The 22,038-nt window shown below is 33.3% G+C and carries 18 protein-coding genes and 2 tRNA genes; 9 read left to right on the top strand and 11 right to left on the bottom strand.

The genetic code is table 11. From position 1 onward, the window contains the following. Positions 1-37 precede the first annotated feature (37 nt). From CKF59_RS00885 to CKF59_RS00875, 3 genes are all read left to right on the top strand, one after another. Positions 38-1,594: a DEAD/DEAH box helicase gene (locus CKF59_RS00885; protein ID WP_119534099.1), complete on the top strand. Its 1,557-nt coding sequence runs from the start codon at positions 38-40 to the stop codon at positions 1,592-1,594. Between the two features lie 302 nt (positions 1,595-1,896). After that, positions 1,897-2,802 carry a S1C family serine protease gene (locus CKF59_RS00880; RefSeq protein ID WP_222985453.1) on the top strand — a complete coding sequence of 302 codons (906 nt, stop codon included), beginning with the start codon at positions 1,897-1,899 and terminating at the stop codon, positions 2,800-2,802. Between the two features lie 17 nt (positions 2,803-2,819). Beyond that, on the top strand, positions 2,820-4,151 hold the full coding sequence (locus CKF59_RS00875) for an anti-phage deoxyguanosine triphosphatase (protein ID WP_222985452.1): 1,332 nt from the start codon (positions 2,820-2,822) through the stop codon (positions 4,149-4,151). 33 nt (positions 4,152-4,184) lie between these two features. Here CKF59_RS00875 and CKF59_RS00870 read toward each other — a convergent pair whose 3' ends face one another. The 4 genes from CKF59_RS00870 to rsmD form a co-directional block, all read right to left on the bottom strand. Beyond that, a complete protein-coding gene (locus tag CKF59_RS00870) occupies positions 4,185-4,883 on the bottom strand; it encodes a riboflavin synthase subunit alpha (protein ID WP_119534096.1) in 699 nt (232 codons plus the stop codon). Between the two features lie 9 nt (positions 4,884-4,892). Next, a complete protein-coding gene (rlmKL, locus tag CKF59_RS00865) occupies positions 4,893-7,160 on the bottom strand; it encodes a bifunctional 23S rRNA (guanine(2069)-N(7))-methyltransferase RlmK/23S rRNA (guanine(2445)-N(2))-methyltransferase RlmL (protein ID WP_119534095.1) in 2,268 nt (755 codons plus the stop codon). An 80-nt stretch (positions 7,161-7,240) separates the two neighbouring features. Beyond that, complete coding sequence (gene dusA / locus CKF59_RS00860) at positions 7,241-8,632, bottom strand: tRNA dihydrouridine(20/20a) synthase DusA (RefSeq protein ID WP_222985451.1); 1,392 nt, start codon at positions 8,630-8,632, stop codon at positions 7,241-7,243. 148 nt (positions 8,633-8,780) lie between these two features. Continuing rightward, positions 8,781-9,461: a 16S rRNA (guanine(966)-N(2))-methyltransferase RsmD gene (gene rsmD / locus CKF59_RS00855; RefSeq protein WP_119534094.1), complete on the bottom strand. Its 681-nt coding sequence runs from the start codon at positions 9,459-9,461 to the stop codon at positions 8,781-8,783. 235 nt (positions 9,462-9,696) lie between these two features. Here rsmD and CKF59_RS00850 point away from each other — a divergent pair. After that, positions 9,697-9,787: transfer RNA gene (locus CKF59_RS00850), tRNA-Ser, on the top strand. A gap of 40 nt (positions 9,788-9,827) precedes the next feature. After that, positions 9,828-9,918: transfer RNA gene (locus CKF59_RS00845), tRNA-Ser, on the top strand. Positions 9,919-10,215: 297 nt separating this feature from the next. Here the strand turns inward: CKF59_RS00845 and CKF59_RS00840 are convergent. Then, a complete protein-coding gene (locus tag CKF59_RS00840; protein ID WP_119534093.1) occupies positions 10,216-11,313 on the bottom strand; it encodes a hypothetical protein in 1,098 nt (365 codons plus the stop codon). Between the two features lie 13 nt (positions 11,314-11,326). Here CKF59_RS00840 and CKF59_RS00835 point away from each other — a divergent pair, with 13 nt between their 5' ends. Continuing rightward, positions 11,327-12,019 (top strand): hypothetical protein, encoded by a 693-nt coding sequence (locus CKF59_RS00835; protein ID WP_119534092.1) that lies wholly within the window; start codon positions 11,327-11,329, stop codon positions 12,017-12,019. A gap of 37 nt (positions 12,020-12,056) precedes the next feature. Here CKF59_RS00835 and CKF59_RS00830 read toward each other — a convergent pair whose 3' ends face one another. From CKF59_RS00830 to CKF59_RS00820, 3 genes are all read right to left on the bottom strand, one after another. Further along, the gene (locus CKF59_RS00830) at positions 12,057-12,617 is read right to left on the bottom strand and encodes a dual-action ribosomal maturation protein DarP (protein WP_119534091.1); all 561 of its coding nucleotides are present in this window, start codon (positions 12,615-12,617) and stop codon (positions 12,057-12,059) included. Positions 12,618-12,624: 7 nt separating this feature from the next. Further along, positions 12,625-13,137: a bifunctional 3-hydroxydecanoyl-ACP dehydratase/trans-2-decenoyl-ACP isomerase gene (fabA, locus tag CKF59_RS00825; RefSeq protein WP_119534090.1), complete on the bottom strand. Its 513-nt coding sequence runs from the start codon at positions 13,135-13,137 to the stop codon at positions 12,625-12,627. An 89-nt stretch (positions 13,138-13,226) separates the two neighbouring features. After that, the gene (locus CKF59_RS00820; RefSeq protein ID WP_119534089.1) at positions 13,227-15,752 is read right to left on the bottom strand and encodes a S16 family serine protease; all 2,526 of its coding nucleotides are present in this window, start codon (positions 15,750-15,752) and stop codon (positions 13,227-13,229) included. A gap of 209 nt (positions 15,753-15,961) precedes the next feature. On the opposite strand from CKF59_RS00820, the gene ribF reads away from it, so the two are divergent. Continuing rightward, positions 15,962-16,945 (top strand): riboflavin biosynthesis protein RibF, encoded by a 984-nt coding sequence (ribF, locus tag CKF59_RS00815; RefSeq protein WP_119534088.1) that lies wholly within the window; start codon positions 15,962-15,964, stop codon positions 16,943-16,945. A 45-nt stretch (positions 16,946-16,990) separates the two neighbouring features. Then, positions 16,991-18,076, top strand: coding sequence for a PTS sugar transporter subunit IIC (locus CKF59_RS00810; protein WP_119534087.1), 1,086 nt, complete (start codon positions 16,991-16,993; stop codon positions 18,074-18,076). A gap of 50 nt (positions 18,077-18,126) precedes the next feature. Here CKF59_RS00810 and dapA read toward each other — a convergent pair whose 3' ends face one another. Further along, a complete protein-coding gene (gene dapA, locus CKF59_RS00805; protein WP_119534086.1) occupies positions 18,127-19,023 on the bottom strand; it encodes a 4-hydroxy-tetrahydrodipicolinate synthase in 897 nt (298 codons plus the stop codon). 233 nt (positions 19,024-19,256) lie between these two features. Here dapA and upp point away from each other — a divergent pair, with 233 nt between their 5' ends. After that, positions 19,257-19,883 carry a uracil phosphoribosyltransferase gene (gene upp / locus CKF59_RS00800; RefSeq protein ID WP_119534085.1) on the top strand — a complete coding sequence of 209 codons (627 nt, stop codon included), beginning with the start codon at positions 19,257-19,259 and terminating at the stop codon, positions 19,881-19,883. 265 nt (positions 19,884-20,148) lie between these two features. On the opposite strand, the gene ribB is transcribed toward upp, so the two are convergent. Both ribB and CKF59_RS00790 read right to left on the bottom strand, forming a co-directional pair. Further along, positions 20,149-20,799 carry a 3,4-dihydroxy-2-butanone-4-phosphate synthase gene (gene ribB, locus CKF59_RS00795; protein WP_119534084.1) on the bottom strand — a complete coding sequence of 217 codons (651 nt, stop codon included), beginning with the start codon at positions 20,797-20,799 and terminating at the stop codon, positions 20,149-20,151. A 155-nt stretch (positions 20,800-20,954) separates the two neighbouring features. Continuing rightward, positions 20,955-21,911 (bottom strand): ribose-phosphate pyrophosphokinase, encoded by a 957-nt coding sequence (locus CKF59_RS00790; protein ID WP_119534083.1) that lies wholly within the window; start codon positions 21,909-21,911, stop codon positions 20,955-20,957. Positions 21,912-22,038: the final 127 nt, after the last annotated feature.

The raw sequence follows: 22,038 nt of genomic DNA, 5'->3' as shown, positions 1-22,038 counted from the left end.
ACTAATTTAGATGTGGGTTCTTCTTCGTTTTATATTTATGACAGATATTAATGAAAATAAAAATCTAGATGTTTTATCTTCACTTTTACATCAAGCTCAAGAGCAAGCGAGCAAAAAAGTAGAAGCTAAAGAAGAACAAGCTAAAGAAGAACAAGCTAAGCACAAAAAGAAAAAGTTTAAAAGTCCAAAATTGGATAAAAGACTAATTCAATTGGTTGCAGAAAAAAAAGAATTAAAAGAGCAAGAAAAAGCTAAACGTCAAGGTCAAGATGAGACTAAGCAACTTTTTGTAAATTACGATTTACCAAAAAGACTGGAAGAAAATTTAGCTAAGAACAATTTTACTCGAGCGACCAATATCCAAGCTCAAGCTATCGAAGCGATTAACGAAGGGCATGATATTTTAATTTCAGCTGAAACAGGGACTGGAAAAACTTTAGCTTATTTAATTCCAGCTCTAGATGCAATCTTTTATCCAAAAACTTCTCGTCCAAGTAAAAAATGTAAAGTGTTAGTGGTTGCTCCTTCTCATGATTTAGCAACGCAAATCTATAACTTAGCTCTGAAGCTATTCGAGAAAACTTTTTATAATGCTTATGCGTTTATTGGTGAGAAAAAAGGTTTAAGTCGTGAGCTTAATGCTCAGGAAACTCTAGAGGTATTTGATAATCATGAGTTAGTAATAACTACTCCAGGAAGATTAGCAAATCAATTACTAGAAAACCCTGACCTAGATTTAAGTGAGGTGTCTTTCTTAGTGCTAGATGAAGCAGATCGCTTATTAGAAATGGGAATGATGGATGATATTAAAGTAATTAATGAGGCTTTAAATCCAAATATTACCCGCATTTTAGCGAGTGCAACTTTAAATAATAATGTAGAAAGTTTATTTAATACTATTGCTTTAAATAAACCATTAATTATTCAAGGCTCGCATTCGCGCTCAGAAAAAAATACTTTAACGCAATATTATTATCATGCGGATAATATTGAGCATAAGAAAAAACTTTTAATTAGTTTACTTAGTGAGCTTAAACTTGAACGCATTATTGTATTTGTAAATAAAATCGATAGTGTGCAACCTCTTGTTAAGTTTATTATGAATCAGAAAATGGGGCTAAGAGCTACAGGTATTTCTGGTGAATTAAGTAAAGAGGAAAGAGAGCGAGCTCTAGGTTTATTTAAGAGTGGTAAAGTGAATATTCTCGTTACTACTGACCTTCTTGCTCGTGGGATTGATATTGAGAATGTACAAGCTGTATTTAACTATGACCTGCCTTATGATGGAGCTACTTTTGTTCATCGTGTAGGGCGTACGGGTAGATTAGGGAAAAGAGGCTTAGCAATTAGCCTAGTGCAAGCTCATGAATATCAATTCCTAGGTAAAGCTATGCGTTTTATGAAAGTAATAATTCCCGCTAAGGTTTATCCTGGTTTAGAACCTACCACTTCAGTTAGTGCAGATGCTTTAAAAGGCAAGAAAAAATTAAAACTTAAAGATAAAAGTAAAAATCAGAAAAAAGCGGATAAACCTAAAGTAAAAGTTAGAGCCCGTGATAAAAAGAACAAAGGCTTTCCGAAAAAATTTCAATAACTAAATTAAGAAAAAGTCAGTACGAAGAATACTGACTTTTATTTGTTAAATAAGCGGGCAAATAAAAACTAAATTTACCACAATATAGGTAAAGATTAATATTTTTCTTTGTATTTTGCTTAAGATTGAAGAAAAATATAGTATAATAAGCAGGATATACGGATTTAAAATAGTATTCTATATACATCTTTAATCAGATTTTAACAAGTTTTTTTGCCATTACTAAATATATTAGCTAATAGTAAGGCGAATGCGTTACGTCAACAAACAATATGCATGCACTCAAGATAGCAGTAACATTTTTGATATTTTTAGCTTTAGGTATAGCTAGTGCTTTTTGTGTAGTGTATATCTACAAACTTTACCAAGAAAAAACCGAACAAGCCCAAAGACCTGCAGTAACCACTGTAGTAAATTTGCCAATCTATCAAGAACCTAAAATCGAAAAAGTTGAAAATGCTTTGGAAGAGGCTAATTTAGACTCGAGAACTTTTTCGTTTAGTGCCGCAATTGCTAAGGTTTCCCCTTCTGTAGTAAATGTATATGCACAATTACAAAATCGTAATGATGTTGTAAATATCTACGGATCAGGAGTTATTATGACTCAGGACGGTTATGTTCTTACAAATAACCACGTAATAGCGGATGCAACTGACTTTGCGATTACTTTGGTGGATGGTACGGTTTACCGTGCAAGATTAATAGGTAGAGATGCACTAACAGATTTAGCGGTATTAAAGATAATTACAAATAACTACGCCGTTCTTCATCCCATTAAAAGTATAAAAACAACAAATGTTAAAGTGGGTGATGTGGTAATAGCTTTAGGTAACCCACTTAACTTAGGACAATCTGCAACTATGGGGATAGTTTCGGGGTTAGGTCGTGCTACAGTAGATAAAGTAGGGTATCAAGATTTAATTCAAACCGATGTTGCCTTAAATGTAGGTAACTCAGGTGGAGCTCTTATAGATTCTTACGGGAATTTAATAGGGATTAATACTTTAATTGTTAACCAAGCCTATGGTCAACAAGTTTCAGGTCTTGGCTTTGCTGTACCCACAAGTGAAGCTTTAGGGATTATGAAACAAATTATTGAAAAAGGATTTGCCGAGCATCCATATATTGGAGCTCAGACAACTTTAATGACCGATTCCCGTAATAATAATTACTTAGTTATTAGTTATTGGAAGAGAATATTTGGTTAGAAAGGCGTTCAAAGAAAGTGTACAATACCAAAAATGGAGAGTTTTTTGTACGTACTCCTTATGAGCGAGATAGAGCGAGAATAATTCATAGTAATAGTTTTCGGAGTTTACAGCATAAAACTCAACTATTTAATATTGAAGATAGCGATAAAACTCATACTAGATTAACTCATACTCTTGAAGTAAGTCAGATTTCAAATGGTTTATTACGAGTAATTAAAGCTAAATATGATCCATTAAATCATTCTTATTGTGATTTAAGAACTAATTTAATTGGTCAAGAACATCAAGAAGATATTAGCCAAGAATTAAAAGTTTTAGTGCAAAAATATCTTGCTCCTGACGCTTTAATGGAATCAATTTGTTTAACTCATGATATAGGGCATTCGCCATATGGACATTCTGGTGAGAGTGAACTTTGTCGTTTAATGTATTATAGTGGTGGGTTTGAGGGTAATGCCCAAACTTTTAGGTTATTAACTCGTCTTGCCAATTACTCTAAAGAGTATGGCTTAGATTTAACCCGTCGTACTTTATTAGGAGTAATTAAGTATCCTCATGTATTCTTTGAGTTTACGCCAAAATATACTCCAGAAGAACTAGAAAATGTCCAAAATGTCGAAGTAATCAAAGGGATTTACCAAGCTGATCTTGAAGCTTTTAATTGGGTGCTTGCTCCATTAAGCCCTGAAGATCGTGCAGAGTTTACACGTGTAGATCCGCTTAAAAGCAAAACTTTACATAAAAGTTTTGATTGTTCGATTATGGAATTGGCAGATGATATAGCTTATTCGATTCACGATCTTGAAGATGCGGTAAATATTCAAGCTATAGTTCGTGAAGATTGGGAAGAGTTTTTTGCTCTAGATAAAAATCAAGAAGTTAGAGAAATCTTTGCTCAATTGGTAGAACTAGGCTGTATAGAAAGCGATTATCTTGATTCACTATTTAGTACAGATTTAGTGGTTAGAAGAAAAATTTACTCTACTTTTGTGGATATTCTCATTAGTAATGTTTTAGTTCGTAAGAAAGAGGTTTTTAGTGAGCCTTTGTTAGATTTAGAAGCATATTTATCTACAAAAGCTAAAAAACTTTGTAATTTCTTTAAAACTTTGGAGTACGAGATTGCAATTATGTCGCAAAGCATTAGAGGAGCAAACAATCGTGGAAGTAATATGATTGCTAAATGCTTTGTGAATATTAAAAAAACTCCATCTCTTTTAGGGAGAAAAAATTATCTAATTTATCAAAATATTCAAGATCAGGTAGCAAAAGATAGATTTATTTGTGATTTTTTAGCTACGATGACCAATTTTGAATTAGATGAATTTTATAGAAAATTTATTTAGTAAAAAAGACCGAGAATTCCTCGGTCTTTTTTCTTAACTTAATTTTAAATTTTGCAGATAATTATTTACTGTATTCACAATTACTTTAGTATTGTTATCTATTTCTAAATTAACAAAATCACCAATGTTTTTTGTTGAGATAGTTGTTTTTGCTAGAGTTTCCGGAATTAAATTAACAGTAAATCCTTGAGGAGTAATAGAACTCACGGTTAAACTCATACCATCAATTCCAACAAATCCTTTATCAAAAACAAAGGGTTTTAGTTCTTGAGGTAAAGCAAATTCAAGTTGATAAATATTATCTTTTTGATAAAGATTTATTACGGGAATTTTTTGGTCTATATGCCCAGACATAATATGTCCGCCTACTTCACTACCTATTTTAAAGCTACGTTCGATATTAACTTGAGAACCTATTTCTAAACTTCCAAGATTGGTTAAGTTTAAAGTGGTACTAATTAAATCAAAACTTAGTAACGCATAAGTATCAGGAGTAATTTCGAGATAGGTTTCAAGTTGAAGTTGAGCAATTTGTTCAGAAGTAAATTCTGCTCCTTGATAAAAGAATTGAGCTTTTACCAGCGTCAAGCAACAACCATTATTAGCTACCGAATCGCCAATATTGATTCCGAGACAAAAAGTTAAAGGTAATTTAACAACATAAGAACGAGCATTTAAAGAATCTTTAATGGCTTCAATAATTCCTACTTGTTGAACAATTCCTGTAAACATAAAGCATCCTTAAAGTTTTTTTAATAACCAAGCTTGGTGAATTTTGCTACCTGCAAAATCTTGAGGCATGGTTTTTTGGGTAATATCAGTAACTTCTAAACCTAAAGCCACTAAAGCTTGTTGATCTAATTTAAAGCCTCGTTTATTATTACAAAATACTAATGAACCTTGAGCTTTAAGGAGGTTCGCAATTTTGCTAATAAGTTGTACATGATCTCTTTGGACATCAAAAGTTCCTTCCATACGTTTACTGTTAGAAAAGGTTGGCGGATCACAGAAGATTAAATCATAAGTATTTAACTCTTGAGTATTAGTTTGAGCTGCTTCTAACCATGCGAGTACATCTGCTTGAACAATTTTATTCGTTTGAGCTGAAGCTTGATTAAGTTTAAAGTTATGGGCTGACCATAAACAGTAGTTTTTGCTCATATCCACAGATTTTGTAAATGCCGCTTGAGCTTTAATTACATGAAGAGTGGCAGTTGAGGTATAACTAAAGAGATTAAGAAATTTAGTTTTTTTAGGAATAACAAGACTACGTAAAAAGTATCTTAATTCACGGTTATCTAAGAAAATACCTGTATCTATGTAGTCTGTAAGATTAACTTTTACTTTACAATCATATTCGTCAATATAAAACTCTAAGCCTTCTTTGGTTAGACGATTATATTGGGAATCCCCTTTTTGTCTTTCTCTGAGTTTATCAATTACTAAAGGTTGGTACTCATTTTTTACTTGGTCGGTAGCATATCTTTGCACAATTGAGAGAGCTTGAATACTACGTTTCACGGTTTTATGTAAAGGGATTTTTTTACTTGCGGCATATTCTTGTACCACATAGTATTTGGTTTGTGTCTTAGCATCGGTATATACGTCAACGGCAACATTAAACTCTGGAATATCGGCATCATAAAGACGATAGTTTTGAATTTGATTGCGCGTTAAATAACTTTTTAAGCGAGCAAAGTTTTTTCCAAGACGATTATAAAGAGCTTGCGTTGCTTGATCAGTTTCAACTTGAGTATTTACACTTGTTGCTTGTAAGCTACGAATAGAATAGACTCTAAATTGACAATCGAGGTTAGAGTTTTTAATTTCCCATTTACGATTTGCACTTAAGCCTATAACATCTAAGAGTTTAGTTGAAGAAGAAATAACTCCACAAATCCAGCCTGGGAACAGAGATTTTAAGGTTTGTCCAAGCGTAAAATAAGTATCATATAAAGCACGTTCATTAGCTAAACGAACACCATATGGAGGGTTAACAATTACAAGCCCTGTAGAGCTAGCCTCTGTACGTTTTAAAGCTTTTAATTCTTGTTCTTGGAAATCTATATATGCTTCAACTCCTACGATTTCAGCGTTCATTTTTGCTACTATAAGGACGTGACGGTCACTATCAGAAGCATAAACTTTAAAATTAGGAGCTGGAGTTATTTGCGAGTCTTTAGCTTGTTTGCTCACTTTAAGCCAAGTGTCTACATCATGTTGACGCCAGAAGTCGAGATGATGTTGACAAAATAAGCCAGGAGCTATATTGAGAGCAATTAAAGCAGCTTCAATGGCTAACACCCCTGAACCACACATAGGATTATACACAGGTGATTCTTTATCCCAAGAAGTACGGAGAATTAAGTTAGCTGCTAAGGTTTCACGCATTGGAGCAAAGCCAGCACGACTACGGTAACGCTTATTCATGCTTCCCGTAAGATCAAGGCTTAATTGCAATTGATTATTATGTAATCGACAATCTAATAAAACATCAGGTTCATCAGTATTTACATTCGGACGAGGTAAATTTTTATTTTGGAAATAGTCAACTAAAGCATCTTTTACGCGCAGAGCTGAGTATTGGCTATTTTTTAAAAATTCATTCGAACCATTAAAGTTTACTTTAAAATCAAAGTCTTGATGAAGGATTTCGAGCCAGTTTTGGGCATAGATCGCATTATAGAGATCTAAATCAGTTTCCACATAAGCAGTATTTAAAACTAATAAGGTACGAGCTGCGATTCTTGACCATAAAATAAATTGGTAAGCTTGATAGAGTTCGAGCTTAGCACTAATACCACCAACTTTAATTTTGATTGCGTATTTTTGGCTAAGAGTTGTATAAAGTTGTTGTTGCTCTTCGGGAGAGGCAAAGTCCCAACGAAGAGGAATTGCATCCTCTTGAGGATTTGCTAATTTGTACTCGGCAGTGAGTAAGTGTAACAATTCATTTTTAACCATCTCCTCAAATCCGATTTGACAGCTAATAAAAAATTGATGGGTCATAATGAATTTCCCTTGTATATCGCAAGATAAAATATGAAAATAACACCTAAGTCGATCTGAACTTAGGTGTATAAAATGGTTTAAATATCCACTGAACTTTCTACATACTGGGTGTATTTATCATACATAAGATCAATAGCGTATAATAAAACACTTAAATCAGCATCCGCGGTAAAGCCATTCTCAGAGAGGTAACGTCTAAATTGACGTGCCCCTGGGAAGCCATTAAAAGCCCCAAGAATAGGTTTAAAGAGATGGCTAATCCCCACACCTTTAGCAAATTCTTCTTCCCAGTAAGGTCTGAGTTTATCTAGGGCTTCAAACATAGCTTGACCGGCAGCTAATTGCTGGGCACGTTTAAAACGAGCGGCATCTGTAATTTCAGATTTAGGAGCATGAGTGCGTAAATTACGTGGATTTTGTAAGGTTTCAAAAGCGTATTTACGTTTTTCTAAAATAGCTTGGTCAAAACGTCTTGCTCCTTGACGATTTATTTGCCAAAGTAAGAACTCTAGTTTTTCTAGCAATGGATCATAAGAAGACATTACATTAAAGCCAGCAGCTACTGAATGCTTTAAGCGGTTTTCAAAAGCTGTATGAGAGTTATAATGAAAATCAACACGTTCAGGATTTAAGGTAAACTCTTGATCCGTAGTAAATGAGCTATCAAAAATTTTATTATAGTCTGCAAATGGACTAGTATAATCTGCAAAAAGTAAAGAGTCTACACCTAAGAGGACAAGAGGATTATTAAAAGCCTCACGTCCCATCATCACCCCATCTACATATTTTAAATGTTCACGAGCCTCTTGGAGACTATTTACCCCACCATTTAAAGTAATTTTTAGTTCAGGATATTCTGCTTTAATATCATAAACTCGTTGGTAGTTTAATGGTGGAATTTCACGATTTTCTTTAGGAGATAGACCTTCTAAGTAAGCTTTACGAGCATGAATAGTAAAGTCGACAACTCCTTGCTCAATTTGTGGAATCAAGAAATCTTCCAAAAACTCGAATGAGTTTATATCGTCAACTCCAATACGAGTTTTGATTGAAATAGGGAGATCACAATGTTGAGCTAAAGCATCAACACATTGAGCTACGGTTTCTGGTTCTTGCATTAAGCAAGCCCCAAAGTTGCCATTAGATACACGAGGCGATGGACAACCTACATTGATATTTACTCCGAAATAAGGGTAAATATCTTTTTTACTTTGTAAAATCTTCCCTACTTCAGCAAATTGCTGCGGAGAAGAACCTCCTAATTGTAGAATTACCTTACCTTCATGCTCTGGACGAAAATAGAGGTAATCGCTTTTACTGTATAAAATAGCTCCAGTAGTTACCATTTCTGTATACAATACAGAATGTTTGGTCAACTGGCGATGAAAAGCTCTACAGTGTCTTGTAGTCCAATCAAGCATTGGAGCTACAGAAAAGCGTTGATCATAAAAAGAAAAATCTTTACTCACATCAATACTTTATAGTCAAAATCTTAGGTAATTTTTTGAAAAAATTATTTAAGATAAAAATGAAAAGGAATAGTATAAATAATAATCTTTTTTGCTGACAAATAAGAAAGATCTTAGTATACCGACATATAGATATTTTACCAAAAAATTAGATAATTTGATACTTATCTTTAAAGTCAAGATGATCTTTAGTTGAGGTATTAGTATAGGTTAAGAGGTAGATTAAAACATTACCTATAGCTTTACTTTTACTAACTTTAAAGCGAGAATCTAGATTATCTACGAGATGAGCGTAGGCTCCATCTAATTGTAAAAAGATTAAAGATTGTTCTTCGAGAAAATTATTCTCTGCTAAATCTTTTAAAACTTCGAGTTCTTGCTCTTGCATAAATGGAGGGTCTACAAAAACTAAATCATATTTAGTTTTAGACATTTGCTTAATAATTTGATAAGAATCGGCAAGATTTATGGTTACTTGAGGAACAAAGCCATAGAATTTTTCAAGAGCAGTAAGATTTAAGCTTCGATAATTTAAAATGAGACGATCATATACTGCTTTGGTATATTCGTACATTTGCAGGCTACGGCAGCCTCGGGAAAGAGCTTCAAAACCTAAAGCACCAGATCCTGCAAATAAGTCTAGAACTTTACGGTCTCTAATTTCAAACTGAATCCAATTAAAGAAAACATCTTTAACTCTTGCCCCTATAGGTCGTAAACCTGGGCTGGTGATAACTTCGAGTTTTTTACCTTTAAGAGCACCTGCTTGTAAATTAATAAATCCCTTACTATTAGCATTTTGATGTAAGGTGGATTTTTTTCTAACCATAAAATAAATACATGAATGAAACTATTATGATGACAACAAATTATACCGCAATTCTTAAAGATTGAGAAATATTATTTAATTTTTGACAAAAAATTAGATAATTTTTTCTATGTAAAAATCAAAGTTTTGTAATTTTATTTAGAAAATAATTGAAAAAAAGTATTTACAAAGAAAAGTATCCCGTATATAATAAACCTCGTTGAAAAAAGAAACAAAAATAAAAATATAAAACTACGGAGGAATGGTCGAGTGGTTTAAGGCACCGGTCTTGAAAACCGGCGATGGTTTGTAGCCATCCGTGAGTTCGAATCTCACTTCCTCCGCCACTTTACTTTTGTTGCTTTATTTTCAATTCAGATTTCTTTCGGAGGAATGGTCGAGTGGTTTAAGGCACCGGTCTTGAAAACCGGCGATGGTTTGTAGCCATCCGTGAGTTCGAATCTCACTTCCTCCGCCACTATTTATAAAGCCAAGTGATTAATTTCACTTGGTTTTTCTTTTTATAACCCCAAGTAAATTAGAAAAAGATTTTATATAGTCCCTTAAGGATTAAATAAGCTATAAAAATAAGCATAAAGATTATGTGTAAAGTAACAGCTTAATTTTTACTTTTTAACAAAGAGCCTTGATTCAAGACTAGTAAATTTTAAAGGTATTTATCCCGAGTTTGATTTATTTAAAGACAAAGAAGAGCTTTATTACCGCAAGTAATAAAGCTCTTCTTTGCATAAAAGTAGAAAATAGGCGTATAATTTTAAATAGAGGGATCTTCATAGCCCTTAGCTATAGCTTGCCAGTCTTCATAGAAAAAGTATCCCATGTGGACTTGATTGGTAATATTGATTTGATCAAGAAGATTTTCTATATCCCGATCTATGACATTTTGAGGTAATTTTACATAGAGCTTGGCTGTGCTTAAATCTAAAAGCGTCCACTGATCTTTTTGTAAGCTATAGATCCAACTATGCAAATTATTTCCTTGTTCTAGACTAATTCCGAGACTATGTAAATTAGCTAAGGTATAGCCTAGTTTTTCATAGATTTTACTTTCAGGATGTTGCTCAAAAAAGATTAATTGTCCTAAATTAAAGGTATAAGCTTGAGTTGAAGTATGTTGATTGTCTTCGGTATTAGTTAACTTTTGTTTGGATAAATTATACCAAGCATAGCTTTTTAAACAATTTCCTTGAGTCTGATCATAAAAAATTTCTAAAGTTGGATTATTTTCATTTTTGGTATTTAGCTGGATTGGAATATAAATTTCAGGCTGATTGATAATTAAAGGTAAAAAGCAATAGCTACCTCTATTTTTAAGAATATAGTTTAAGACTAAATTCTTTAACAGCTTTTGGTGTTCTTGCCACCAAGCTGGTTCGAAGTTAGTTGGTGAACTCAAGAAACTCTGTTCTTTTTGTTGCCCTAAAGTGACAATGAGTTCACTTAGCTCAAGAGGGCGAGAGCTTTTTTGATAAAGTTGTTTTAAGTAATTAAGAGTTTTTTTCCAAGTTTTAAGGACTAAATTAATTTTACTACCTAATTTATAAACTGATGGAAGATGTTGTTGAGCTTGATAAGGATTATAGTAGTCACTAACAAAACTTTGTTGTAATTTACCAATTTCCTTAAAAATTATCTGTACATAAGTGTATTCTTCAACAATGACATAATGACGTGGAATTTCGGGCGTAAACTCTAGTTGTTGCCATAGAGGATGTTGAGGAAAATAATCTCCAAGTTTTTGGGCGAGAGTAGCTAAATTTATACTTGGTAAAGTATTTGCAGGAGGTAAAGTATTTTGCTCAAGACTTTGACTCACGAGATTGTAAATATCTAAACGAATAAAATAACTCATAGCAAGAGAAACAATGAAAACGAATAACCTAGATAAAATTGATGCTCAACGTGTACAAAGTATTGTACAAAACTATCAACGGCATCAAGAAGAATATAAAGTAAAGAATCAACCTGAAGTTAATGCTCTAATTAACTATTATCGAGAGTTAATTCCTGGAGTAAGGGCTTTTATTAAACGCATAAATCAATCGCCACAAGACGAAACGGTAAAAATCTCTGAGGGAGTACAAAAAAGTTTAAAATATGGAGTACTCCTTAATCCGCTTTCGACTTTTGCGAGTAATTTTGAAGAAGAGAATTCTCAATTAAGTATGGATTTATTGCGCTTATATGTAGATTTAGATCAAGTATATAGTTATCTTTATTCCACGCGTGACTGGGAGCACGAGCAAATTTATTTAGATAAATTTGTCTCTCGACATGATCTAAAACTGGTAAATCTAGTATTAGAACAAATGTATGACTATTTAAATACGGTATTAATAAATCTTTATAGTATTTATGCTTATGCAGTAAGTTACTATTATGGTACTGATTCGGATTCAGATATCTTTAATTACCGTATGCTACAGCCTCAGTCTCCACATATTCTCATTTCACCTTTTACAAGATTGCGTGGAGTGAATTTTATGTACTTTTTTGTAATTGCAAGCCAATTATACTATAACCCAAAAAATAACTATTTGATGGGAATTTATAACTAAATATAGAAAAAAGACAGGGGGTGAGCCTGTCTTTTTTCTATTTTTTTAAGCGATTACGGAAAAATTCAAAAAAGTAATTCCATAATTCTGTATTTAAAGGATCTTGTCCTGGTTCAGTTTGAGCAAGAAGTTCGAGGACTTTAGCACGATCAAAACTTGGATCTTGACGCTCTAAAGTATCAAGTGCTCTTTGCTGAAACTGTGGTTGTTGTAAGCGATCAATAGTTACACGGATTTGCTTATCAATTTGCACCTCAGAACCAGCAGCAATTTGTCCTGTAGGATTGGTTTCCTTTAGTAAAAGAGTTAACTCTTCAAGATCATATTTTCTCAATTGTTTTGCAAGAAAATTAACTTGACGACGCTTAGCTTCCATGTTTTTCATCACTTTAGCTTGTTCAATAGCATTGATTACCGAAGCGTCAAAACCTAAAGGAAGAATTTTATTAATATTTAATTCTGCAAGCTGGGCTGCAATTTTACGATAATCTTTAGCATCTCGTTTAATTTCAGATTTACTTACGTAAATGATTTCTTCTGCTTCTTGATTATCTCTTGCAATTTGTTCCCAATCGAAATCTTTTTTAAATCTTGCCATAGTTAAATTAGAAAGAGCTTGTATCTTGGAATAGACCTACTTTTAAGTTTTTAGCTTCGTAGATAACTTCACCATCACAAACTACTTCACCATCAGCAATTCCCATTACAAGACCACGAGCAATAACACGTTTTAATGTAATACGATATTGTACTTTTTTTGCTGTAGGTAAAATTTGTCCTGTAAATTTAACTTCACCTACTCCTAAAGCACGACCTTTACCTTTGTGTCCTAAGTGACCTAAGAAAAAACCAACTAGTTGCCACATAGCATCTAAGCCTAAACAACCTGGCATTACTGGATCACCAATAAAGTGACAGTTAAAGAACCATAACTCAGGATTAATATTTAAGGTAGCTTCTACGTAGCCTGCATTATGACTACCGCCCTTTTCTTCAATAACATCGATAGTATCGATCATTAACATATTAGGGGCTGGTAATTGTGGTCCATCTTCCCAAAGTTTACCTTGTGAAGATTTAATTAAATCTTCATACGAATAAGATGTAGGTCTGCTCATAATATCCTTTGTTTTAGATTTGTATAATTGAAAATATTCTTGCCTATTATATCAAAGCTCTGAAAAATCTTAAAAATAAGTTTTTAAGCTTATTTTTGCAAGAAAGGTAAGAGTTTATGTAACCAATTTTGTTTAGCTTTTTCTTCACCATTTATATTTTGTAATACGGCACTAATAAATGAGTGGTTACTTTCTTCAGGGGTAAAATAAGCTTGTTGGTACTTTTTATCATTTTGATTAAGGGTGGTTTTGTCATCAGCAAAAGCAAATGGACAATCAGTCATAAGTTCAAATACTTGAGAGATATGACTAGCAGTGTAAATAAAGAAGTTACCTTGAGCTAGATCCATTAATAGATCTTCACGTAAAGCAAGATTCTTTACGTTTATTTGCGGAATAATTACCCCTTGGTTACGAGTAAAGCCTCGAGCTTTACAAAGATCATAAAAAGCTTCTATTTTTTGATTCACGCCACCTATGGCTTGGAGATAACCAAATTGATCCATGCTTCCAGTTACGGCAAAGTTTTGTTTTACTGGAATTTTGCTTAGAGCTGAAGCCAAAGCAATAGTACTACAAATGGTTGCACTGTCTCCATCAGTTTGCTCGTATAACTGTTCGGTTAAAATAGTAGCACTGAACTCTAGAGGATCTGTAAATAAAGATTTTAGATAAGAAATACTAATAATATTAGCTCTTCTTGCTAAGCCTCCCGCTAGTTCAATTTCGGCATCTACGTCAATGGTTGCTCCCGCCTCGCCTTGAGCTAAGCTTGAAAGTCTAAAAACTATACCTTGCGGATCTTTAGTATATTCATTTGCCTCAACAAAAGCTAAACCATTTGCCGTGCCTACTTTTACTCCTTGCGTATGAATCTTTTGATAATCTTCAAGAACATAGTTTAAGAAGGCTTGATATTCGGTATCTTGCTTTACGTTCTCACTTTGAAGAAGTTGCTCGAGTTTTTGGCTATCAGAAGCACGACGTAAAAGATAAGCTAGTTTGTCTACAGACCAGTAAATAACATTAGTCGTTTCGTTTAATCTCATCAGATGTTCGATTAAATGATTAAGATAAGCAAGAGTTAAATTGCTTTTACTTTGTAACAGTTGAGTTAAGACCACTAAACGACATAAGCTTTCTAAATAAAAACCCTTATTAGCTTTTAAAGGAGAAAATTGTTCTTGATATTGTTGTTTTACCTCTTGTAAATGAGCGAGAGGAAAGTCTTCACTTTGCAAGAGTTCTTCTTTATTTAAAGAAGTATTTTGACTGATCACTTCTATAATTTTAGCTTTTTGTTTCCGAGCAGCTTTAATTTGGTGTTCAATGAGTTCGGTCGGAGAAAAGTTAGGGTAGGTTTTCTCTTCTCTAGTTTGTTCACTTACTTGAGGTAAAGTAAAGAGGAGCTGATAGGCAATCTCTTGCATTAAATCCTGATCCATATCTATATGGAGATAGAGACTTTCAGGTGCAAATTTTTGTTTATTCTCAGCTTGGTAAACAAAGTCTGGTAAACGATCTTTATTTTTTTGTTCTTGTAAAAAGCTTTGGGTCTGCTTTGTAAAAGCTTCTAAGTAAAACTCACGATTAAATTTTTGAGCTTGGCTAATAAACTCAGCTTTAGTATGGTGATAACTATAAGCTCCAAGAATTTGATATTTATCTATATGATTTAGTAACTGGTGAACAAACTCTTGTTCCTGTCCATTAAAGAGAATAATTAATTTACTATTAGTTGCGACACTTAAAGGAGTTACTTCTGAATTTAAATCAAGCTTATGAGCTTGAGTTAAATTAAACTGTTTTTTACTTAGAGTCGAAATCAATTCGAGAGCTAATTCGGGATTAGTTGCGAGTTTAGAAGCACTAATGGTAAAAATACTATTGCTAAGAGCTAATAAGCCTGGAGTATAAGGCTGTTCAGTATCTTTTTGATTGTAAACTCCAAAAAGATTAGCTCGAGAAAAATCTTCAATCTCAATAAGGCTAAATAAATTAGCTTCGATGCGTTCACGTGATAACGTAAGCGTCGCTTTGTTTTTATCACTAACCTTGGTTAACGAGTTTATTTCAATTCGAGCAAGATTTGTTTTATATTGTAAAATTTGCTCAGGGCTAAATGACTCGTGTTTAAAAGCTACACGAGTAATTTTATTAAGCAAAAGGGCAAAAAAATGAGACTGCACTGAATGCAGACTTGAAGATTGAGCAATTGCGAGGATACTTGCTTTATTTGAGATTAGATCTGCAAGTTTGTGTTCAAGGTTATCAAATACTAACCATTTAGCAAGAAAATAATTATTGAGGTAACCAAGATCTAATTCGGATTGGGGATTATTTTCTTTATAGTTCAGAAGTTGAATAATTTGTTCAGGATCGGTAAATGCCTGAGGATTTTTAAGAGTTAGATCTAAATCTAAATCTGCAAGCAGATTTGAATTAGATTTGATTTCATAAGTGAAGAACTCTTCTACGAGATTACTTAAAGCGGTGCTTAGAGTTCTTTGAGAAAGTTGTTGTAAAATCGCTAAACTTTGTTCACTTAGACAATTACTATAATTGTTGAGAATTAACTTTATATCTAACTCACTTGGAGTAAGTTTTTTTAACATTTATCTCTTTCCTTAAATGTAAGATTTTTGGGCGTATTAGCGTGAACTTTTTACCTTATTTTTTGGAAAAGCTCTTTGTTATTTTATCATAAGAAACAACAAACACACTATTTTAGTGGAATTTAGCTTTTATGGCTAAAAATGCCTATCTTTCTTATGTTATAATCAAAAGGCTAAATAACGGATTTAATTAAATTATTTAACAAATTATGAGAGTTTTTTCATCTTTTGCCGAGTTAAAAGACGCTGGATTAAAAAACGTTTTTGTTACTATAGGTAACTTTGATGGGGTTCACTTAGGACACCGTTCAATTTTAAAGGAATTAGCTAAAAGAGCTAAGGAAGTTCAAGGGCAAACTTTATTAATTGTTTTTGAACCTCAACCTTTAGAGTTTTTTACCAAAAAAATCGCTCGTCTTTTTACTTTGTCAGATAAGATCGATGTTTTAGAGAAAGGACATTTAGTTGATAATCTATTGGTGTTAAATTTTGATCAAGATTTAGCTCAAACCCCAGCTGATGATTTTGTTGCTCAGTTATGCACTAGCGTGCAACTGCACACTATTTTTATTGGGGATGATTTCCATTTTGGTAAAGATAGAAGTGGCAATATTGAGCAACTAAGAAGTTTAGCTCCAAAATATGGTTATCAAGTAGATGTAATTTCTACCATTACAAACGAGAATAAGCAAAGAGTAAGTTCTACATTAATTAGAAGTTTACTTGCAGCTAATCAATTAAAAACTGCAAATGAACTTTTAGGACAGCCTTTTAGTTTTACAGGAGTAGTAGAAAAAGGACGACAATTAGCTCGAACTTTAGATGCTCCTACCGCAAATATCCAAATAAATCGAGTTTTATCTCCTTTACATGGAACCTATGCTTGCTTAGTAAAAGTAGAAGGTATGGCTAAAATTTATGCTGGAGTATGTAATGTAGGGTTTAAGCCTACGGTTAACCAAGACCAAAATAATTGGTTAGTGGAGGTACATCTTTTAGATTTTACCGGAGATCTTTATGGTAAAGAACTTAAAGTAACTCCCGTAGAGTTTATTAGACCTGAACAGAAGTTCTCCTCTGTTGATGAATTAAAAAAGCAAATTTTTGCGGATATAGAATTAGCACGTAGTTTAAAGCTTACGCAACGTCTCTTAACCGGCAACCTATTTGCTAATAGTAGTATTACTAGCTAGAGTTTACTTATTTTTAATTTCATCGATCTTTTTTTAAGGTGTTATATGTCAATAAAATCATTCTGTATTAAAACTCTAAATGCTGGTGGGTTGGGAATTGTAATTCCTTTAATTCCTTATGCTATTTTGGGATCTCTCTTAAAACCTTTGGCTGCTAATAGTGACATTATTGCGACATTTTTACAATATTGTCAAAATATTCAAGGAGTAGCTCCCATTTTAATTGGCTTTTTAGTTGCAACTTTTGTTGGTTTAAATCCTTTAAGAGCTGGAGTAGTTAGTTTTATTTCTTTTCTTTCTGCTGGAAATTTAACACTAGTACAGCTTTTTACCGCAGAGGGAATTGCCACTAATGTTTTAAGATTACAGGGATTAGGTGATTTAGTAAATGCTATTTTTATGGCAGGTTTGAGTTCGGCAATTATTCTTAAAATGAATAATATTTTCCGTTCTCTCGAAATTATTTGTTTACCTATTGTAGGTGTTATCTTTGCTTATATTGGGCGTGATTTTTCTTTACCAATCGTAAGTAATATTACTACTTGGATTGCTGATGCCGTAGAGTATTTTACTACTTTAAATCCGGTATTAATGTCATTACTTATTGGAGCGACTTTTGCTATCCTTATTATTTCACCAATTTCTTCGGTAGTAATTGCTTTAGCAATTAAACTAAGTGCGGTGAACTCGGGAATTGCAAATCTTGGTTGTTCTGCAACAATGATCAGTGTTTTAATTGGTTCGCTGTTTGTCAATAAACCTGGGGTATCAGTAACTGTAGGTTTAGGAATCGTAAAAATGCTTGTAGGAAACTTATTAAAGTATCCGATTTTATGTTTACCTCTAGCGGTTTCAGGTGCTCTTTGTGGTTTAAGTGCTTATTTACTAGGAATTCAAGGAACGGCATTTAGTGCAGGATTTGGTTATAGTGGCTTGATTGGTCCTTTAGCTGCTTATCAGGCATATATGACCGAAGGGATTCTTTCTAGTTCAAGTGCAATTTTCCGCTTACTTGTAGGCTACGTTCTTGTGCCGCTTGTAGTTTGCTCTTTAGTGCATTTTGTATTTATTAAAGTATTAAAAATCTATACTTTTGAAATTGTAAGATTTAATCCTCTAGAAAATAAATAAAGATGCTTAAGGCTCTTAATCGTTCGATTAAGAGCCTTTAATAGTTTTTATTATTTAAAAACTTTAGCAGCAGTTAAAACTTTTGTTAGTTTTTCTTGTCCAGCTTCACTTAAACCTACAAGAGGTAGTCTTTGGTTAGGAGTTTTAATTAATCCTAATTTATAAGCAATCCATTTTGCTGGAGTAGGATTAGGCTCAATAAAGAGACTTGTATGTACGTTTGCGTATTGTCTGTTTAATTCAAGAGCTTTTGCATAATCACCATTTAAAGCTGTTTCAACAATTTGTGCCCATTCTTTAGCGATTACGTTAGCACTTACAGAAACCACACCGTTTGAACCTAAAGCTATAGCATCAAGAGCTGTAGGATCTTCACCTGATAAGTGAACGAAATTAAACTCTTTAGTACGAGAGACAATTTCGCCTACACGATGTAAATCAGGATGAGCATCCTTGATTGCAATTACATTAGGGAGTTGAGCTAAACGTACGATAGTGTCTACATCTAAAGAAACAACTGTACGTCCTGGTACATTGTAAAGAATTTGTGGAAGAGCTGTTGACTCTGCAATTGCTTTAAAGTGTTGGTATAAACCTTCTTGATTTGGTTTATTGTAATAAGGAACAACCGTAAGGCAAGCGTCAACACCTAAAGCTTCTACTTTCTTGGTGTAGGCAATCGCCTTAGCAGTGCAGTTTGAACCTGTACCAGCAATAACTGGAACACGTTTATTTGCAAATTCTACAACTTTACGAATAACTTCTAAACTTTCTTCTTCGGTTAAAGTTACGGCTTCACCTGTTGTACCACATGCAACGATTGCACTTGTTCCTGATTGAACATGATATTCCACTAGGTTTTGTAAACTAGCATAGTCTACATTACCATTTTCATCTAACGGAGTGATAATAGCAACAATTGAGCCGCGAAAAATAGGATATGACATCTAACTTCCTTATTTAAAATAATTTACATCCTATACACAATAAAATCTAAAGCAAATTAACTTAAATCTAAGTAAAACTTAATTTAGAAAATATGTGGCGCTTAGTGGTATTATACTAAAAATACTTAGTTTTCTTAAACAATTTGCATAAACTATTAGCACTTTTTTTCTGAAAAAAGAAAAATTTTGTTATAATATGGAAAGGTGTATCAAAACAGGAATATAAAAGCGTTATGCAAGTAGTAGAAGTAAAACATCCTTTAGTACAACATAAATTAGGTTTAATGCGTGCTAAAGATATTAGTACTATGGAGTTCCGTACTTTAACACGTGAAGTAGGTTCACTTTTAACTTATGAAGCAACTAAAGACCTTGAACTAGAAGAGGTAGAAATTAGTGGCTGGAATGGACCGGTAACTGTACAGCGTATTAAAGGGAAAAAAGTAACTGTAGTACCAATTTTACGTGCAGGTTTAGGGATGATGGATGGTGTATTAGAGCATATCCCGTCAGCACGTATTTCTGTAGTAGGTATCTACCGTGATGAAGAAACTTTAAAACCAGTACCTTATTTCTCTAAACTAGCTGGTGATATTCAAGAACGTTTAGCAATTATTGTTGATCCTATGTTAGCAACTGGTGGTTCTTTAATTGAGACTATTAGTCTTTTAAAAGAAAAAGGTTGCACTTCAATTAAATGTGTTGTTCTTGTAGCAGCTCCAGAAGGTATTAAAGCTTTAGAACAAGCACATCCTGATGTTGAATTATATTGTGCTTCTGTAGATGATCACTTAAATGATCATGGATATATTATCCCAGGTTTAGGTGATGCAGGTGACAAGATTTTTGGTACTAAATAATAGTCATTATTTATAATAAACTAATATAATAATTAAAGAGCTAAAAGCTTTTTTGATTAGAATAAAATTAGTTAAAAATAGAGTCCTCTGAATTTAAAGTTAAAGTTCGGAGGACTCTATTTTTTAATGATCATTTTTTGTAATAGTTAAAAGTGTTTATTCTAGTTTTGGTTTTTTAAGGTTTATCTAATGCAAAAGTCCCCTAAACTTTATACAGTTTAGAGGACTTTAGGACTAAGAGGTAGATCTCGAGTTCTAATTTAAGTTAAACTAAATTATAACCATAGGTTCTGAGATACCAGTCTAAGTCATCAATAGTAATTACAGGGTAATTAAATTTTTTCCCAAAAGCTACTATTTCAGGAGCACGTGCCATGGTTCCATCATCATTGGTTATTTCGCAAATAACCCCCTCGCTTCCCATATTTGCAATTTTACAAATATCGATTGAAGCTTCTGTATGTCCTCTACGTCCTAATACTCCTTGAGGATTAGCAATTAAAGGAAATACATGTCCTGGACGATGTAAATCTGAAGGTTTGGCATTAGGGTTTACAGCAGCGTGAATTGTTTTCACTCTATCTGAAGCAGAAACTCCAGTAGATACCCCCTGAGCAGCTTCAATGCTAATAGTAAACGCAGTTTTGTTTACGGAGGTATTGTTTTCAACCATGTAAGGGAGTTCAAGACGAGTAGCCAGTTCTTGACCTATGCAAAGACAAACTATACCACTACCATAACGAATTAATTGTGCCATGTGTTCGACATTAATAGTTTTGGCTGGGAAGATTAGATCACCTTCATTTTCTCGATTTTCATCATCAAGAATTAAAACCCCACGGTTTTCTTGTAAAGCTTTAGCTGCTTCTTGGATGCGACTTAAAGCTGTTCCTTCTAATTTAAAATGCTGTGTCATATGACATTAACTCTTAAGACTTTCTTAAAGTCTGTATTTTAAGTGGTTACACAAAAATAATCTTTGTCATCACACATTATAGCATAAATAAGATAAGGACACTAAAAAAGCCTAGAGCTCAGCTCCAGGCTTTTAGGTTTGAGATTTTTTACTTCTTAACTTAAAGAAGAGAACATTTCAGACACAGATTCTTCGTTATTAATACGACGAATTGCTTCAGCTAAGGTTCCAGCTAAGCTTAACACTTCTACTTTACCTAAAGCTTCAACTTCTTTTCTTAATGGGATAGAGTCAGTAACAACAATTTTTTCTAATAATTCAGATGATAATTTTTCTACAGCATTACCAGAGAAAATACCGTGAGAAGCATAAGCAAATACTCGTCTTGCTCCACGCTCTTTTAAAGCTTTAGCAGCATTTACTAAAGTACCACCAGTATCGATAATATCATCAATTAGAATACAGTCACGATCTCTAACATCACCAATTACGTTCATTACTTGTGATACGTTTGGAGCAGGACGACGTTTATCAATAATTGCAATTTCAGAATCATTGTATAAACGAGCCATAGCACGAGCACGTACTACTCCACCAATATCTGGAGAAACAATAATTGGGTTTACTAAATCAGAAGTATTATGTAAGTGTTCAACTAATAAATCTGTAGCATAAATATTATCTACAGGAATATCGAAGAAACCTTGGATTTGTTCAGCGTGTAGATCTACAGTTAATACACGATCCACACCTGCAACTTGTAATAAGTCTGAAACTAGACGGGCAGTAATAGGAACACGTTGTGAACGTACACGACGATCTTGACGTGCGTAACCAAAGTAAGGAATTACGGCAGTAATACGACCTGCTGAAGCACGGCGTAGTGCATCAACCATACATAGTACTTCCATTAAATGGTCATTTGCTGGAGAACAAGTTGACTGAATTAGGAAAACTTCGTCTCCACGTACATTTTCATGTAATTGTACATGTACTTCACCATCACTAAACTTATCTAAAGTTGCCTCTGCGATTTTAGAATAAAGGCGTTTTGAAACTTTTTCTGCTAGTTCACGAGTTGCATTACCAGCAAAAAGCTTAATATTAGCCATTGTAAAAGACCTCAAAATGGGAAAATTGGTTTGCTTTGTGTTTTTATATTATATATTAAGTAATCCTTGATGTTAAAAAAATTATCACTCACTCATTGATAAAAGCATAAATGATTCTCAATAAATA

It is taken from the genome of Psittacicella gerlachiana (genome assembly GCF_003585965.1).
GTDB lineage: Bacteria > Pseudomonadota > Gammaproteobacteria > Enterobacterales > Psittacicellaceae > Psittacicella > Psittacicella gerlachiana.
The sequence above is the reverse complement of the archived record's forward strand: the minus strand, read 5'-3'. Positions and strand labels throughout refer to the sequence as shown.

What these genes read in the sequence shown, in the direction of transcription:
- CKF59_RS00870 (WP_119534096.1), bottom strand. Translation starts at nt 4,883, where the DNA reads ATGTTTACAGGAATTGTTCAACAAGTAGGAATTATTGAAGCCATTAAA.
- upp (WP_119534085.1), top strand. Translation starts at nt 19,257, where the DNA reads ATGCAAGTAGTAGAAGTAAAACATCCTTTAGTACAACATAAATTAGGT.
- CKF59_RS00840 (WP_119534093.1), bottom strand. Translation starts at nt 11,313, where the DNA reads ATGAGTTATTTTATTCGTTTAGATATTTACAATCTCGTGAGTCAAAGT.
- fabA (WP_119534090.1), bottom strand. Translation starts at nt 13,137, where the DNA reads ATGAGCAGACCTACATCTTATTCGTATGAAGATTTAATTAAATCTTCA.
- CKF59_RS00810 (WP_119534087.1), top strand. Translation starts at nt 16,991, where the DNA reads ATGTCAATAAAATCATTCTGTATTAAAACTCTAAATGCTGGTGGGTTG.
- rsmD (WP_119534094.1), bottom strand. Translation starts at nt 9,461, where the DNA reads ATGGTTAGAAAAAAATCCACCTTACATCAAAATGCTAATAGTAAGGGA.
- CKF59_RS00885 (WP_119534099.1), top strand. Translation starts at nt 38, where the DNA reads ATGACAGATATTAATGAAAATAAAAATCTAGATGTTTTATCTTCACTT.
- ribF (WP_119534088.1), top strand. Translation starts at nt 15,962, where the DNA reads ATGAGAGTTTTTTCATCTTTTGCCGAGTTAAAAGACGCTGGATTAAAA.
- rlmKL (WP_119534095.1), bottom strand. Translation starts at nt 7,160, where the DNA reads ATGACCCATCAATTTTTTATTAGCTGTCAAATCGGATTTGAGGAGATG.
- CKF59_RS00835 (WP_119534092.1), top strand. Translation starts at nt 11,327, where the DNA reads ATGAAAACGAATAACCTAGATAAAATTGATGCTCAACGTGTACAAAGT.
- CKF59_RS00820 (WP_119534089.1), bottom strand. Translation starts at nt 15,752, where the DNA reads ATGTTAAAAAAACTTACTCCAAGTGAGTTAGATATAAAGTTAATTCTC.
- CKF59_RS00790 (WP_119534083.1), bottom strand. Translation starts at nt 21,911, where the DNA reads ATGGCTAATATTAAGCTTTTTGCTGGTAATGCAACTCGTGAACTAGCA.
- CKF59_RS00830 (WP_119534091.1), bottom strand. Translation starts at nt 12,617, where the DNA reads ATGGCAAGATTTAAAAAAGATTTCGATTGGGAACAAATTGCAAGAGAT.
- dapA (WP_119534086.1), bottom strand. Translation starts at nt 19,023, where the DNA reads ATGTCATATCCTATTTTTCGCGGCTCAATTGTTGCTATTATCACTCCG.
- ribB (WP_119534084.1), bottom strand. Translation starts at nt 20,799, where the DNA reads ATGACACAGCATTTTAAATTAGAAGGAACAGCTTTAAGTCGCATCCAA.